We start from the raw sequence: 15,240 nt of genomic DNA, 5'->3' as shown, positions 1-15,240 counted from the left end.
CGATTATAACTAGTAAATAAGGACTGATTTGAACGGTAACCTTTTGTAGAATAAACACGACAAACGCAGGTTGCTGGAATTGAACGGGTGAATGGGAGGAATGCGAAGATACAGAGAAGCTAAACCTGTAAACCATAGCCTATACGATCGGCTTTGTGATTACATAATTCCACTCGCAGTGGAGCTTTACGAAGCCAGCAGGCGCACATATCCAGTATATAAACAAAAGGGGTTACGACATTGAAAAAAATAGTCTTTCTAATCATTACATCCGCTTTAATTTTTCTACTGCCTACACTGGGGAGTATTGTAAGATGGGGAGGCTTGCCGGAAGGCTATGGTTTGTTTCCGGCACAGGAGGCAGGGAATGATCCCGGCTTTAACCTAACCTATTTCATCTGTGCTTCTATCGTAGCTGCGTTTATTTTAATCTTCCTCTTATTCCCGAGATTGTTTGGCTTTAAAAAAGTAGTAGCCGCACCGGTTGTACGTCAAAAGGTGAATTTCCCATACTGGTTCTGGGGAGCGCTGCCTGTACTGATCATTTGCTGGATTATCATGTGGACACGCGCGAAGATTCCCGTCGATCTTGAACCGATTACCTCTCTCCCGATTTCTTTCTCACTTGAACGTTATACCTTTGTACCATTATGGTGGTCATTTATTTGTATTTTGGATGGTATCGTCTATAAGCGTAATAATGCGATATCTCTATTATCGATCAAGCCAGCTCTAATGCAGGTGCTAGCTGTAGTATCGTGCTTTAGCTGGTTTGCCTTTGAATATTTGAACTTTTTTGTTATGGAGAACTGGTATTATCCGAATAATCACGTTATGAGTGACTTTGGTAATATCTTCTGGTTTTCATTATCTTATACAACAGTATTGCCAGCTATTGTAGAATGGTATTTATTACTTAAAACGTTCCCGCGTATGCGTGATCGTTACAGTAACGGGCCACGCTTGAAGGTGAATAAAGGCTGGCTGATCGCTTTGTATATTGTAGGCCTGGTATTGTCCTTACTGATGGGCTATTTCCCTTACCAATTGTTCTGGGTATTGTGGGTCGCGCTGGTGCCGCTATTATCGGCAGCAATGGGCTTGACTCGTCTGTGGACACCATTTACCCCAATTCGCGAGGGCAACTGGTCTCCTATTTTACTGATTGCGATCGGTACCGTATTGAATGGCGTGTTCTGGGAAATGTGGAACTTCGGTAGTGAATGGTTCAAATCGGGATATCCTGCGAATCCGAACTATTGGAAATATTCTGTTCCTTATCTGGATAAGTTTCATATCTTCTCTGAGATGCCGATTCTGGGCTATTTCGGATATTTATTCTTTGGTGTCAACTGTTGGATTTTGTGGTTAACGGCAGCATACATTTTCAAATTCAACCCTAACTTTGAGCTGGACGGCAGACAGGATGAAACGAGGGGACGCTAATGATATGGAAAGATCACAAATACACCGTGATAGAGGAAATTGCTGATCATGGCAACAAAGCCATCTATCGCTGCATTAATAATCTTTCCGGACAACGTGTAATTGCTAAGGTGCTTGGAGCCAAAGTATCTACCTATGAGTCGATTATGCGTATCAAAAAAGAATATAAGCTACTATCAGAGCTCAGTCCGACCATCTCAGGCATTATTCGCCCGATCCAGCTAGAGGAACGCGGCGGCTATATGATTTTGACGCTGGAGGATATCTCTGGAGATTCACTTAAAAGCATCATGAAAAAGCAGCGTCTGGATACACAGACCATTTTGCAGCTGGCGATCAAATTGACCGATATTATCGGCAGCATTCATGATCGCCAGATTATCCATAAGGATATTAAGCCTGCCAATCTGATCTGGAACCGTGAGACAGACGAACTGCGCTTGATCGACTTTGATCTGTCCGTGCGCTGGAGTAATGAAAAGCTGGATTATGTGGCTACCGGTGTGATGGAGGGAAGTCTCGGCTACATTTCTCCCGAGCAAACGGGCAGAATTAACCGTACGATCGACTATCGATCTGACTTTTACTCGCTTGGAGTAACGCTGTACGAGATGCTGACAGGTAGCCGCCCGCATCCTGTCGCGACGACGATGGAGCAGATCTATGCGATTATCGCGAGAAAACCGGTATCTCCTTATGAGCAGACGAGTGGCAAGGTTCCAGAGACGCTCTCTAATATTGTAATGAAGCTGCTTGAAAAGTCGCCGGAAGATCGCTACCGTAGCGCGTATGGCATTCGCGCTGATCTGAAAAAGTGCCTTGCTTCTCCAATGAATTATCAGTTTAAGGTCGGTCAGGATGACCGTATGACCTTTTTCCGCATTCCACAGCGATTGTATGGTCGTGATGCAGAGCTGACGATGCTGGAGCAGGCATTAGATCGTAGCATTCAGGATCGTGTGCAGCTCGTGCTCGTTGCTGGTGAAGCCGGTGTGGGTAAAACAGCACTTGTGAATGAGCTACAAGCGACAGTGTCTACACGTAAAGGTCACTTTGTACAGGGGAAATTCGAGCAATATAACAAAAATATTCCGTATAGTGCCTTTGTTGAAGCATTGCGTGTATTGCTCAGTCAGTGGCTGAATAGCCCTGATGAGGAGCGCACAAGTTTACAGCATGCCTTGAAGCTAAATCTCGGTACAAATGCGGGTCTGATGACCCGCTGGCTACCAGAGCTGGAGCAATTGATCGGATCACAGCGTGAGCCAGACCAGCTGCTGCCAGTTGAAGAGAACAACCGATTTTTCCTATCCGTATTGCGATTGTTGGAAACGCTGGCAAGTCAGCAGAAGCCGATCGTCTTGTTTATGGATGATGTGCAGTGGGCAGACATATCGAGTGTACAGCTGTTTACCCGTTTACTAGAAAGCAAAACACTGAAGCGAGTCATGATTATCGCTTCGTATCGTCCAAATGAAGTGAATGAGCTGCATCCACTCGCTGCGGCAATTGACCGTGTGCAGGAACAGGAATTTATTCATCAGATGCACCTACAGCCACTGAGTGAGTCGGTTATTCAACAGTTTATTAACGATACGGTTGAATTGAATCCTCAGCAGCTCAAATGGCTTGCGCCTGTTATTCATCGCCAAACTAGCGGGAATCCATTTTTCGTGCAGGAGATACTGAAGGACTTATACAAGCAAAATGCGATCTATTTTGATCAGATGACTGGCGAATGGACGTTTGATTCGGTACAGATTCGTGCGCTAACATCGAACGAGGATCTGATCGATTATTTGATTCAGAAAATGAAGACTCTACCCGCAGAAACGCAGTTGATTTTGAGCATTGCTGCATTAATCGGTCGTAGCTTTCACTGGCGTGTATTGCAATTGATCGGATATGCCGAAAAGAATCAGCTATTGCCTGCATTATTGCTGGCGGTAGAGGAGGATATTTTAGTGCCGTTACAGGCAAGCTATCATCTGCTTGATGCATCAACATTGTCTGAAGATGAGCTGGATCGGCTGAATATTCAGTTTGCCTTCCAGCATGATAAGCTTCAGCAGGCATTGTACCAGATGATCGATCCCCAGTTGCGTCAGCATCTGCATTTGAAGCTGGGCTGGTTATTATTAGAGCAGCCAGAGCAGAGCATCCAGACCGATATTATGGATATTGCTGGACATCTGAATAAAGGCATTACATTAGTTGCTAACGATATCGATCGAGAGCGTCTAATCGAAGTGAATATGCAGGCAGGACGACGTGCGAAAAAGGCATTTGGTTATGCAGCCGCATTGACGTTTTTACAGGCGGCGATGGATCTGTCCAATGTACAGCACTGGTCTACTCACTATGAACGGATGTATGAATTATATTTCCTGTACAGCGAATGTGCTTATTTGATCCAAAATTATGATCGCGGTAATGAGATTAGTAAGGTATTGTTAGAACGTGCACATACGGATATTGAGCGTGCGACCATTTATGAAATGCGTTCCAGTCACTATATGTATCTCGGTATGATGGCAGAGGCAATTGCTGCTGGCAAGTCAGGATTGGCTTGTCTGGGCTTCGCTGTACCAAAACGATTAACGATGGTCATTGTAGGCAAAGAACTCATTGCTGTCAAAATCAAAATCGGTAGACGCAAGCCTCAGGAGCTACTCGAAGGCCCAGAAGTCAAAGATCCAAGAATGAAAATGATTATGCGATTGTTGCGTGGCTTTGCAGCACCTGCATTTATTAGTGGCGAAAAGGAATTGTTCGCCTGGTCGGTGCTCCGACAAACGGGACTTTCGGTTCGTCATGGCAACTCGCCCGAATCCGCAGGAGCTTATGTAGGCTATGCGATGCTACTGGCCGGGCTTGGTGATTTTAAAGGAGCTGAGGAATACGGTCAGCTGGCTGTACAACTGAATCGCAATTATGAAGATTTGCAGTGGCGAAGCCAGATCCATGTGCTATACAGCCTGTTCTGCTATAGCTGGAGTCACGATTGGGAAACACTGGAGGAGCAATATAGTCGCACTATGGAGTACAGCCTTCAATCCGGGGATATGCTGTATTTGGCACATGCCTGTTATTATATGAACCTGTGGAATCCAGGAATGGAGATCGAGACGTATTTGCAGGAAAGCGACTTTATGCTGGACAAGATTGAGAATACAGGCTATATGCCTGCACTGGCGACAGCACGCTTAGCTCAGCAAAAGTTCAGACTGCTGGCAGGCAAGCTGGAGCATACCGATTCACTGAACGAAGGAGCCTTTAATGAACAGGAATACCTCGATCTGCTAGAAGGTGCACGCTATTATTCCGGTATTGCGATCTATTATGTTACGCATTTGCAGATCGCCTTCTTGTTTGAACAACGTGGTCGCTCCCGAGAGCTATTGGAGCAGGCGGATCGTGTGATGCCAACGCTCGCAGGCTCGGCTTTCATGGAGGAAGCGATCTTTTATACCTTTATGTGTCTTGCAGCCGATTATGATCTGTACAGTATCCATGAAAAGCGCAGGGTACGGAGTAGAATGAAACGCGAGCTGGGCAGAATGAAGAAGCTTGCTGCACACCATCCGCATAACTTCCTGTCTCAATATGAGATGATGCAAGCCGAATGGCTTCGTCTTCAAATGAACTACCGTGAAGCGGAGAAGCACTATCATCAGGCGCTACGGCATAGTGAACAGGGACACTTTACACGTTATAAGGCAATCGCCAGCGAGCTGGCTGGACGCTTTTATTTGGAGCGTCAGTTGCCCGAAATTGCGGCTTATTATGTGAAGCAGGCATCTTACTACTATTCCGTCTGGGGAGCCAAGGCAAAGGTCATGCAGCTTCAGGAAGCCTACGAGGAATTAATGGGACATATTCAATGGTTGCCGCTGCATGGCGATCAAACGATGAGCATCTCTACCGAAAATATCGATATTCATCTGCTGCTCAAGGCTTCGCAATCGTTCTCGCGTGAGATCGAGATCGATCAGCTGCTGCATAGTATCATGAACGTGGTGCTGATTAATGCAGGGGCGCAGCGCGGCTGTATGATTATGAAGTCTGGACCGAGTCTATGGGCAGAGGGGCGATATGATGAGAACACCGATCAGGTAGATGTGCGCATTCATCATGATCAGCTCGCAATGGGGACTGAATTTCCATGGCTTACCCTGGAAGAAGTTGCTTCCGGCCAAGAGACGCTCATTTATAATGATGCGCGGTTGAGTAATCGGTTATCCGATATACGCTATATGACAGAGTATCAGCCCAAGTCCGTGCTGTGTATGCCGCTGGTGAATCAGGAGCGTGTGATCGCAGTCATCTATCTGGAGAACAATCTGATCACCGGTGCCTTCACACGTGAGCGACTGAATATGATTAATCTGCTTTCCCGTGAGATGGTGTACGCGATTGAGAATGCCAGTCTGTACAACGAGCTGGAGCATCTGGTCACGCAGCGTACCGAGGAACTGGAGATCAAGAACGATCAATTGCTCAAGTACCTCGATATTGTCGATAAAAATGTCATTATTGCTAATATCGATATCTACGGTCGTATTACTCATGTGAGTGAAGAGTTTTGTTTCCTAACTCGTTACAAGCGTGAAGAGCTGATCGGCAAGCCGCATCAATTTTTCCAGCCACCATCATCCCAGAGGGGAGACATACTGGAAGTCTTTGCGATCAATGAGCATCGCACCTGGCATGGCGAGCTACTTCAATTTTGCCGTGATCACAGTACGTTATGGCTTGATATGGTCATTGAACCGGAATTTGATGGAGATAAGCTGACCGGCTATACGTGTATCGGTCATAATATTACGGATAAAAAGCGAATCGAGCATTTGTCGATTACCGATGAATTGACCGGGCTGTACAATCGTCGTTATTTTAATAGCCAGATTCCGTATAAGCTGGAGCAGGCAGTGATCCAGCAGGCGAGCATCACGTTTATTTTGCTGGATATTGATCATTACAAAAAATACAATGACGCCTATGGTCATTACGAAGGCGACAATGTACTTCGCATCATTGGCTCTACCTTACTGGAGCAGGCAGGACATGACAGTATGGCTTTCCGGCTTGGTGGGGAGGAGTTTGCGATTCTGCATATTGGTAGCACTTATGATCAATTAGGTGCGTATGCCGAGCGTATTCGTCAGAGCATTGAAGCCTTGCAGATTCCGCATGAGCAAAGCGATGCTGCACCTTATGTGACGATGTCGATTGGTGTTGGCTTTGTAGAGCGTGCCACCGCTGATCTGTCAGAGGAGAAGCTGTATCGCCTGGCGGATGAAGCTCTTTATCAAGCAAAGGATAATCAACGAAACTGTGTCGTTATTCATACCCAGCAGACAGAGCCAACGACCTCGGATGAGGAAGATTATTCTGAGGCTGAACGTTGAGAGTAGCTAGTGGAGTAGCAATGAGAAGAGCAGAGCATTATTTTTCAGAAGTCACCGATCCCTGGTTAGACTCTATGAGAAATCATTCTCTGCTCTTTTTCTATGACTGCCGTACGATTTTTACATAAAGGGACTTGAAATCATCGCTCAAGTTGAGTATCATAAAGTTGGTTGTTAGCACTACACGTTGTTGAGTGCTAACACAACGGTGCAGATGATCTGCACAATGTAATCATTCAAAATAAGGAGGCTATTTTTCATGATCAAACCTTTAGGTGAACGTGTATTGGTAGAAGCGAGCCAGCAGGAGGAAACAACTGCGTTTGGTATCGTGCTTCCGGATTCCGCCAAAGAAAAACCACAGGAAGGTACAATTATCGCTGTGGGTAGCGGACAACTGAAGGATGGAGTTCGTGTTCCGCTTGAAGTAAAAGAAGGCGATCGCGTGCTGTTCTCCAAATATGCCGGTACAGAAATCAAATTCGAAGGCAAAGAATACCTGATTATGAAAGAAAGCGATATTCACGCAATCATCGGTTAATTCCGCGACCTTGCACATACATCGCCTGGACGATTATTGTCTAAGCAACGCTTTTCCAAACCTGATTTTCCAACATACTGAGGAGGTACTATTCAAATGGCTAAAGACATTAGATTTAGTGAAGATGCTCGTCGTTCCATGCTGCGTGGTGTGGATGCACTGGCAAACGCAGTAAAAGTAACTCTCGGACCAAAAGGTCGTAACGTTGTACTGGAGAAAAAATTCGGTAGCCCGCTCATCACAAATGACGGTGTAACGATCGCAAAAGAAATCGAGCTGGAAGATGCATTCGAAAACATGGGTGCACAGCTTGTTAAAGAAGTAGCTACCAAAACAAACGATGTTGCTGGTGACGGTACAACAACAGCAACCGTTCTGGCTCAAGCGATGATTCGCGAAGGTCTGAAAAACGTAACTGCTGGCGCTAACCCTATGGTTGTGCGTAAAGGTATCGACAAAGCGGTTCGCGCTGCGGTAGAAGAACTGCAAAAAATCTCCCGTCACGTTGAAGACAAACAATCCATCGCTCAGGTTGCAGCAATCTCCGCAGCTGATGATGAAGTGGGTCAACTGATCGCAGAAGCAATGGAAAAAGTCGGCAACGACGGCGTTATCACTGTTGAAGAATCCCGTGGATTCGCGACGGAGCTGGAAGTTGTAGAAGGTATGCAATTCGACCGCGGCTACATCTCTCCATACATGATCACAGATACAGATAAAATGGAAGCTGTCCTGGACAACCCATACATTCTGATCACTGACAAAAAAATCAGCAACACACAAGAAATCCTGCCGTTGCTGGAAAAAGTCGTACAACAAAGCAAACCACTCGTACTGATCGCTGAAGATATCGAAGGCGAAGCACTGGCGATGCTGGTTGTGAACAAACTGCGCGGTACATTCAATGCAGTAGCCGTTAAAGCTCCTGGCTTTGGCGATCGTCGTAAAGCGATGCTGCAAGATATCGCTGCATTGACTGGTGGACAAGTGATCACAGAAGAACTCGGTCTGGATCTGAAATCCGCTACAATCGATCAACTGGGTACTGCACGTCAAGTACGCGTAACCAAAGAAAACACAATCGTTGTAGACGGTGCTGGCGACAAAGCTGACATCGATGCACGTATCAGCCAAATCCGTTCCCAGCTGGAAGAAACAACTTCCGAGTTCGACAAAGAAAAACTGCAAGAGCGTCTGGCTAAACTGGCTGGCGGCGTAGCCGTAATCAAAGTCGGTGCAGCAACAGAAACAGAACTGAAAGAGCGCAAACTGCGCATCGAAGATGCCCTGAACGCGACTCGCGCAGCGGTTGAAGAAGGTATCGTATCCGGTGGTGGTACTGCACTCGTGAACGTATACAACGCAGTAGCAGCTGTAGAGGTAGATGGCGACGAGAAAACAGGCGTTAACATCGTCCTGCGCGCTCTGGAAGAGCCAATCCGCACCATCGCAGCAAATGCTGGCGAAGAGGGCTCTGTTATCGTTGAGCGCCTGAAAAAAGAAGAAGTAGGCATCGGCTACAACGCCGCTTCCGGACAATGGGTAAACATGTTCGAAGCAGGTATCGTTGACCCTGCTAAAGTAACACGCTCCGCACTGCAAAACGCAGCTTCTGTAGCAGCAATGTTCCTGACTACTGAGGCAGTTGTAGCAGATAAACCAGAACCAGCAGCCCCAGCAGCTCCAGATATGGGCGGCATGGGGGGAATGGGTGGCATGATGTGATAAAGGCGTAAAGCCTTTTAGCACCAGCCATTCTCAATTTGAGTATCGACCACTTTTAAAACAGAAGCCGCTTATGAGATCTATCTCATAAGCGGCTTTTTTTATAGTTGAAATATATGATGAGAGCGAAGCACAAAAAAGAAAGATTACCTGATGATTTTATACTTAACTGGATCATGAATTGCGATAAGAGTGTATTAAGAATTACAGAATAATTAATGTACATCAGATATAGATTTCTATAAGATGCTCGAACACCTCAACTTATCTAAAACAACATCAATCCAAACAAAAGCTGACACTCAGGGGAGAATGTCAGCTTTTTATGTTGGGCACGTATTTGGCAGATACGCACCCGATCTATAAAATTCGGCCGATTTTGAAAGGGGGACTTTCAATCGTGTTGGATCTATCACTTCGATTTCGAATGTTAGTCCTTGGATGCCAGCTTGATGGGGAGCAAGCTGGAGTGAATAACATCGAGTCTTACGTTCAATCGATCTATATCAATTTGAACCTTAGTATTTCAAGCAAAACGTTCTTATTTTTGTGGAACAGTCAGTTGGAATCCAGCAGGCAGCAGGTTGTTGGCAGCAACCAGCTCGTCTACAGTCACACCGTATTGAGCAGCAAGATCAGTCAGGCTGGCACCTTGTGGAACGACAACAGTGATCGTTTTGTTTGTTGCATCAGTAGCTGGAGTTTGGGAGTTGGCAGGCTCCTGTGTAGTTGTTGTGCTGTCTTCTTCAGTTGTACCAAACAGTGCCTGGAATTGAGCTTCTTGAGCTGCCAGGAATGCTGCGTTGTTAGCGATACGATCTTCTTTGTCTTTACGTTTGTCATGGTTCGATTGATCGTTTGTTGCAGCGTATGCGTGGCTGCCTCCGATTGGGGCGATTGCAACTGCACCCAGGGTAGCAGCTAAAGTAGCGGACATCAGGATTTTACTAAATTTTGTGTTCATGAGTAATGGCTCCTCTTTGTTAATTTATTTTTTGTTTTTGTCATGGTAGTAATACCGTGCTGTTCTTCATGTACTAAATATAACACAGATTAAAGATGATTGCAATACTAAATAAAAGTAAATCTAAATAAATGTAAAACTATTTATTTGAAACATTATTTATTAGTAAAGCATATCATTCAAAAATAACACAAAAGCCTGCACCCTGAGGATAAGCGGTGCAGGCTGTATACGAGCCAGAAGCTGACACGTTACGCTTGCGGATTCGTGGTTGATGGGATATGCCCATCATAATAGAGCTGTATGTCGACTATGTGTCAAAGGATGATCGTATCATGCAGCCATATCGTCTTTTATCTATACAGCTATTTCATATACTGCTCATTTTTTAAAGACTACTAGCGACTACTATGGTGAATAATCTCAGCAAGACGGTCTGCGACATAGCGAGGACCGCGACGCAGCTCATCACTGCTCAGATCCAGCCAGCTACGACGTTCGTCCATATCAAATGCACTTGCGAAAAATCCACCTAAGCCTCGTCCTCGACGATCGACCTCAACCAGTACTTGTAAGCCATTTCCGCTGAACGCCATCATCAGCTCTAGCTCACTAACACGACCGCTGAACTGGGGAGCCGGATAAAATTCGATCTCCTGTACATAGGGAACACCAAATGGAGCACGGGATGCATATTCCACGGTCGATGCTTTGAAACGGAAGCCCAGCACCTCAGCAGCTTCCAGCACCGTGTCCATATACGGATGTGGCTTGACCGAAATGTAATCCTGATCCGTTGGATCTACACTCATTTCAATATCGAGTCCAGTATGAAGCCATACTTTTTGGTTGCCGATCGTAAGCGGCGTTTGAGCGGGTAACAGGAAGGCAAAGGGAACCTCGGTTTTTTGACCACTTTTGATCAGCATTTTATCCGATACACGGTGACGGGCAATCGCATAATTCACTTCATGCTTTTTATCGTCCTGCTCGCGAGTATAACGAGTCATTACCTCGATATAGATACTCCCCACTTCCTGATCGACATTACCGCCCTCAATATATACTTTGCCGTGCACCTCACCTGTAGGCACATATTCGCCTTGCTCCAATACGGTATCAATTTTGGCAGCACCAACACCTACACGCGCAAGCATTTTATTAAAGAATGACATTGTACATTTCCCCTTTAGTCAATATAGTCTGTTCCTAATTGAAGATGAATACGATAACGACGACAGCTAAGCCCGGATTGTATATGTATAAATAAAAGCTTGCTGCTCAGTGCTACCCTCATCTTGTTATGGTGAATATACGCAGCAAGGTCAGGATCCGTTTCTAGAAATTTTGCATACAAAAATACTTAGTGCAAAAATGATAGAAATTTGTCGAAACTCCCTTAAAATACCTATTAAAAATGATTTCGCCAACCGATATAGCTAACATAGAAACTTAATTTTGAGGAAACATGGCCAGGAGGCACACACATGAATATTAAAATGAAGCTATACAGCATTTTCTCGATTATGATTCTGATTGTACTGATTGTAGCAGGTGTAAGTGGTTATGCTGCACGTAATTTGAATAACAGTTATAATGCGTTGCTAAATGGTCATGTTGAAAATATCTCAGCCATTAAGGATTTGAAGTATTTTGCCGCAGATGAAACGAAGTATATGCGTGGATATCTGTTAACAGGACAGCAGGAGCAACTAAATCAATTGCAAGAATCCAAGCAAAGCACCACCAAGCAGATTGCTATGCTGGAGCAAATTGTATCCGGTAACAATGCTCAGCTGCTGGGTGAATTCAAAAGTGTACAAAATGATTATGCTGCTCTAACCGAGCAATTAACTGCCTTGAAGCAGCAAGGAGATGCTACTGCGTATAATGAGTTAGTCGCGACCAAATGTGTACCGATGGCGCAGGCGCTTGCAGAAAAAGCTAAAGCGATGGAGGATTATGAACGCGATCAGCTGACGCAAGCACGTGCGGAAAATGCACAAACCGTTGAGGTAGTACACTGGACGCTGATCATCGTTGGTATTATTGCCGTATTGCTCGGTATCATCATCGCTACTTTTGTGGTGCATATGTTCTCCAGACCGATCAAGCTTGTTGCAGATTCTGCCAGTGAGATTGCGAATGGGAATTTGACTATTGCAGATATCGAAATAAAGTCGAAAGATGAATTGGGGCAAATGGCAGCTTCCTTTAATTCCATGAAAACTAAGCTACGTGAGCTGATGAATATGATTGCCAGTAGCTCGGAGCAAATGGCCGCGGCATCGGAACAATTGTATGCGAATGCGGAGGAAGGCATCAGTGTTTCCACCAATACAGCTGCAATCGTAAGTGGTATGTCTGATTCAGCGACAGCACAGCGTATGCAGGTGAACGAGAACAAACAGCGACTGGATCAGAACTCCAGCAGTATCGCTGATATCGTTACAGCAACCTCGCAGGTATCGCAGTCCTCTGAGCGTGTACTCAGTGAAGTCGAGCAGGGTAATCGTAATGTACAGCATACCGTTACTCAGATGAGTATCATTGATCAGACTGTACAAGAAACAGCAGCCTCGCTGTATAAGCTTGCTGAGCATTCACAGGAAATTGCTGCCATTGTACAGGTTATCCGCGATATTGCCAGTCAGACAAATCTGCTATCGCTTAATGCTTCCATCGAAGCTGCTCGTGCAGGTGAGCATGGCAATGGCTTTGCCGTCGTTGCCAGTGAGGTGAAAAAGCTTGCGGATTATTCCAGTCAATCGGCAGGACAGATTAGTACGAAGATTGAGGATATGATTCAGAACATGTCCTATACCGTATCCAAAATGGAAGAAGGAGCACGTCAGGTACAGAGCGGCACCGCAGCAGTACAGCAGATGGGAGCGATTTTTGATACGGTTCAGGATACGATTCAGATCGTGTCGGTTCAGGTGCAGGAAGCGTTACAGGCATCGGATGTATTATCGCGCTCGGCATCCAGTATTATGGACGCAGAGAATCATATCGTCGGTATGGCAGATACGATTATGGATAACTCGCGCACGGCTACAGATGCATCGAACCAGCAGGTGAGCATGATGGAGGATATCTCCGCTGCTGCCGATTCACTTAGCCAGATCTCGATGGAGCTTCAGGAAGAGATTCGCAAATTCCGTGTCTAATACTGTAATTATGCTGCAATAAGATCGCATGGAGATAGGCTGGGGTCTGGATAATAGGCAGACTCCAGCCTAAACGTATGTTCCCATCTCGTGCAATCCCGTTTATACTTGTAAGGTATAGAAGTGTCAGATGAACGGATACTAACCCCGATCTGGCACGAGGGGGAGGAAATAACATGTCATCCAAGAAAAAATGGGCTGCGGTAACGGCGTTGATCGCGGCGATCCTCATTTACTTGATTACAGGTAAGCTGGATCTATCGCATGTGCTGGGACAGCTTCAAACAGGCACAGGAAGTGTAAAACAACAACAGGGGAATGCGGATTATACCCTGCAATTTCCGCTTGATCGTTATCCAGAGACGGGAGCGCATATTCGCGAAGCGATTGCCGCGGGCAAATCGTCAATCTGCACGATTGATCGTTCTGGTGCGGAGGAGAATCGCAAGGCTTCATTAAAAGGAATACCGACTCGTAAAGGCTATGATCGGGATGAATGGCCGATGGCGATGTGTCAGGAAGGCGGAACGGGTGCAGATATAAAATATGTCACTCCAGCTGATAATCGAGGGGCTGGTTCATGGATTAGTAACCAATTAGACAATTATCCTGATGGCACCCGGGTATTAATTGAGGTAAAATAGCTATTGTATGGTTAATTTATAATCAAATGATGTAAATCGATAAAGGAGGAACGAGTGTGGAAACAGCGATGACGGCTCTATTGCCTTTATTTACGGAATTCAACGCACATACCCCTTACATTCTGCTGTATGCGGTCATGATCGTGGGAGCATCCATTTTGTTCGGAATTTGGATTAAAAAGCTGAACGATCACAAAGACGATTCGGACAGCGGTATGTAATTCGAAGCAATGACGCATGTATTCAACATGATAATGCAGGCTAGCTCTAGCTCGAAAGGGTAATCCTGCAAATGATAAAAGAGGCTTCCTTGTCTAAGGAAGCCTCTTTTATTTCGTACTATATCTATCTATATATATCTATATCATACGCGATCAATTACTGCTGATCCTTCAGCTCTTCAATCGAGTTGACATTCATATACGCTGGAACGACCAGACCGACTTTAACACCTTTCAAATTCGGACCTAGATCTTCCAATTTATCTTTGTATTTTGCCCAGTAGTCCGCGTGTGTCAGTGGCAGCCATGCTGCTACCGTTGCATCCGCATCACCATTGGCAACACCGGTGAACATTGGCCCAGCTTCAACCTGAAGCGCGGTTACCTTGTAGCCCAGCTTACTTTCGAGCACATACTTGACTAGATTCGTACTGGCAATCTCGGAATCCCATGCTACATAGCTGAGTGTCAGCGACTTGCCATTGGCTTTGCTCAAGCCTTTTGTCCATTCATTGACACGATCTTGGTGAGACTCTGCCCAGTCTTTGGCTGCGGCAGCTGGATCAGCACCATCTTGAATGGCAACCATGATCTCGCCCATTTCATCGTCCGTCCAGGAGAAACGGTCAAGGAATTGATAAGCAGTTGGATCCTGCTCTTTTAAGCCTTTACGAGCAATCGTATGAATTTCTTCCGCATCACCGTAGGATTTCTTCGGATCCTCCAGATATTTCAGATCATATTTGCTAAACATCCAGTGTGGTGTCCAGCCCGTTACGATGATAGGTTCTTGGTTACGAATCGCTTTGGCGAGTGTAGCTGTCATGGCTGCACTAGAGCCTTCTACCAGTGTCCAGTCACTCAGACCGTAATCTTCAATCGCTTTGCGCGTAGCCTTCATAATACCAGCACCTGCATCAATACCGATAATCTGGTGATTCACCTGCGCACCGACAGGATCAGAGCTGGTAGCAGCCTCGCCAGTGCCTGGGAAGCTTGGGAATGGCTGGCGATCCGGGTTACATGCCGAAATAATCATAATCAGCACGATACAGCCAGAGAGAAGCCAGTTTCTGTACTTTTTCATAAGTGAGTTCGCTCCTTTTGCATTCGTAGTT

The 15,240-nt window shown here is 45.6% G+C and carries 10 protein-coding genes; 7 read left to right on the top strand and 3 right to left on the bottom strand.

Annotated elements, in window-relative coordinates; all coding sequences use genetic code 11:
• The first annotated feature begins 240 nt into the window (after nucleotides 1-240).
• The 4 genes from SK066_RS17605 to groL all read left to right on the top strand — a co-directional run bounded on the left by SK066_RS17605 (nucleotide 241) and on the right by groL (nucleotide 9,123).
• Complete coding sequence (locus SK066_RS17605; RefSeq protein ID WP_320542434.1) at nucleotides 241-1,446, top strand: small-conductance mechanosensitive channel; 1,206 nt, start codon at nucleotides 241-243, stop codon at nucleotides 1,444-1,446.
• Nucleotides 1,446-6,857 carry a diguanylate cyclase domain-containing protein gene (locus SK066_RS17600; protein WP_320542433.1) on the top strand — a complete coding sequence of 1,804 codons (5,412 nt, stop codon included), beginning with the start codon at nucleotides 1,446-1,448 and terminating at the stop codon, nucleotides 6,855-6,857. The genes SK066_RS17605 and SK066_RS17600 overlap by 1 nt, the downstream gene beginning before the upstream one ends.
• A gap of 259 nt (nucleotides 6,858-7,116) precedes the next feature.
• On the top strand, nucleotides 7,117-7,398 hold the full coding sequence (gene groES / locus SK066_RS17595; RefSeq protein WP_188773589.1) for a co-chaperone GroES: 282 nt from the start codon (nucleotides 7,117-7,119) through the stop codon (nucleotides 7,396-7,398).
• Between the two features lie 96 nt (nucleotides 7,399-7,494).
• Nucleotides 7,495-9,123 (top strand): chaperonin GroEL, encoded by a 1,629-nt coding sequence (gene groL / locus SK066_RS17590; RefSeq protein ID WP_188773590.1) that lies wholly within the window; start codon nucleotides 7,495-7,497, stop codon nucleotides 9,121-9,123.
• 541 nt (nucleotides 9,124-9,664) lie between these two features.
• Here groL and SK066_RS17585 read toward each other — a convergent pair.
• Complete coding sequence (locus SK066_RS17585; protein ID WP_320542432.1) at nucleotides 9,665-10,087, bottom strand: LysM peptidoglycan-binding domain-containing protein; 423 nt, start codon at nucleotides 10,085-10,087, stop codon at nucleotides 9,665-9,667.
• Between the two features lie 398 nt (nucleotides 10,088-10,485).
• Entirely contained in the window at nucleotides 10,486-11,262 is a 777-nt protein-coding gene (locus tag SK066_RS17580) for a sporulation protein (protein ID WP_320542431.1), read from the bottom strand.
• Nucleotides 11,263-11,574: 312 nt separating this feature from the next.
• Here SK066_RS17580 and SK066_RS17575 point away from each other — a divergent pair, with 312 nt between their 5' ends.
• The 3 genes from SK066_RS17575 (at nucleotide 11,575) to SK066_RS17565 (ending at nucleotide 14,122) form a co-directional block, all read left to right on the top strand.
• The gene (locus SK066_RS17575; protein WP_320542430.1) at nucleotides 11,575-13,257 is read left to right on the top strand and encodes a methyl-accepting chemotaxis protein; all 1,683 of its coding nucleotides are present in this window, start codon (nucleotides 11,575-11,577) and stop codon (nucleotides 13,255-13,257) included.
• 176 nt (nucleotides 13,258-13,433) lie between these two features.
• Entirely contained in the window at nucleotides 13,434-13,901 is a 468-nt protein-coding gene (locus tag SK066_RS17570; RefSeq protein ID WP_320542429.1) for a NucA/NucB deoxyribonuclease domain-containing protein, read from the top strand.
• 56 nt (nucleotides 13,902-13,957) lie between these two features.
• Entirely contained in the window at nucleotides 13,958-14,122 is a 165-nt protein-coding gene (locus SK066_RS17565; protein ID WP_320542428.1) for a hypothetical protein, read from the top strand.
• 157 nt (nucleotides 14,123-14,279) lie between these two features.
• Here the strand turns inward: SK066_RS17565 and SK066_RS17560 are convergent, their stop codons facing one another.
• Nucleotides 14,280-15,209 (bottom strand): glycine betaine ABC transporter substrate-binding protein, encoded by a 930-nt coding sequence (locus tag SK066_RS17560; RefSeq protein WP_320542427.1) that lies wholly within the window; start codon nucleotides 15,207-15,209, stop codon nucleotides 14,280-14,282.
• Nucleotides 15,210-15,240: the final 31 nt, after the last annotated feature.

The organism is Paenibacillus hunanensis (assembly GCF_034055775.1).
GTDB lineage: Bacteria > Bacillota > Bacilli > Paenibacillales > Paenibacillaceae > Saccharibacillus > Saccharibacillus hunanensis.
The sequence above is the reverse complement of the archived record's forward strand: the minus strand, read 5'-3'. Positions and strand labels throughout refer to the sequence as shown.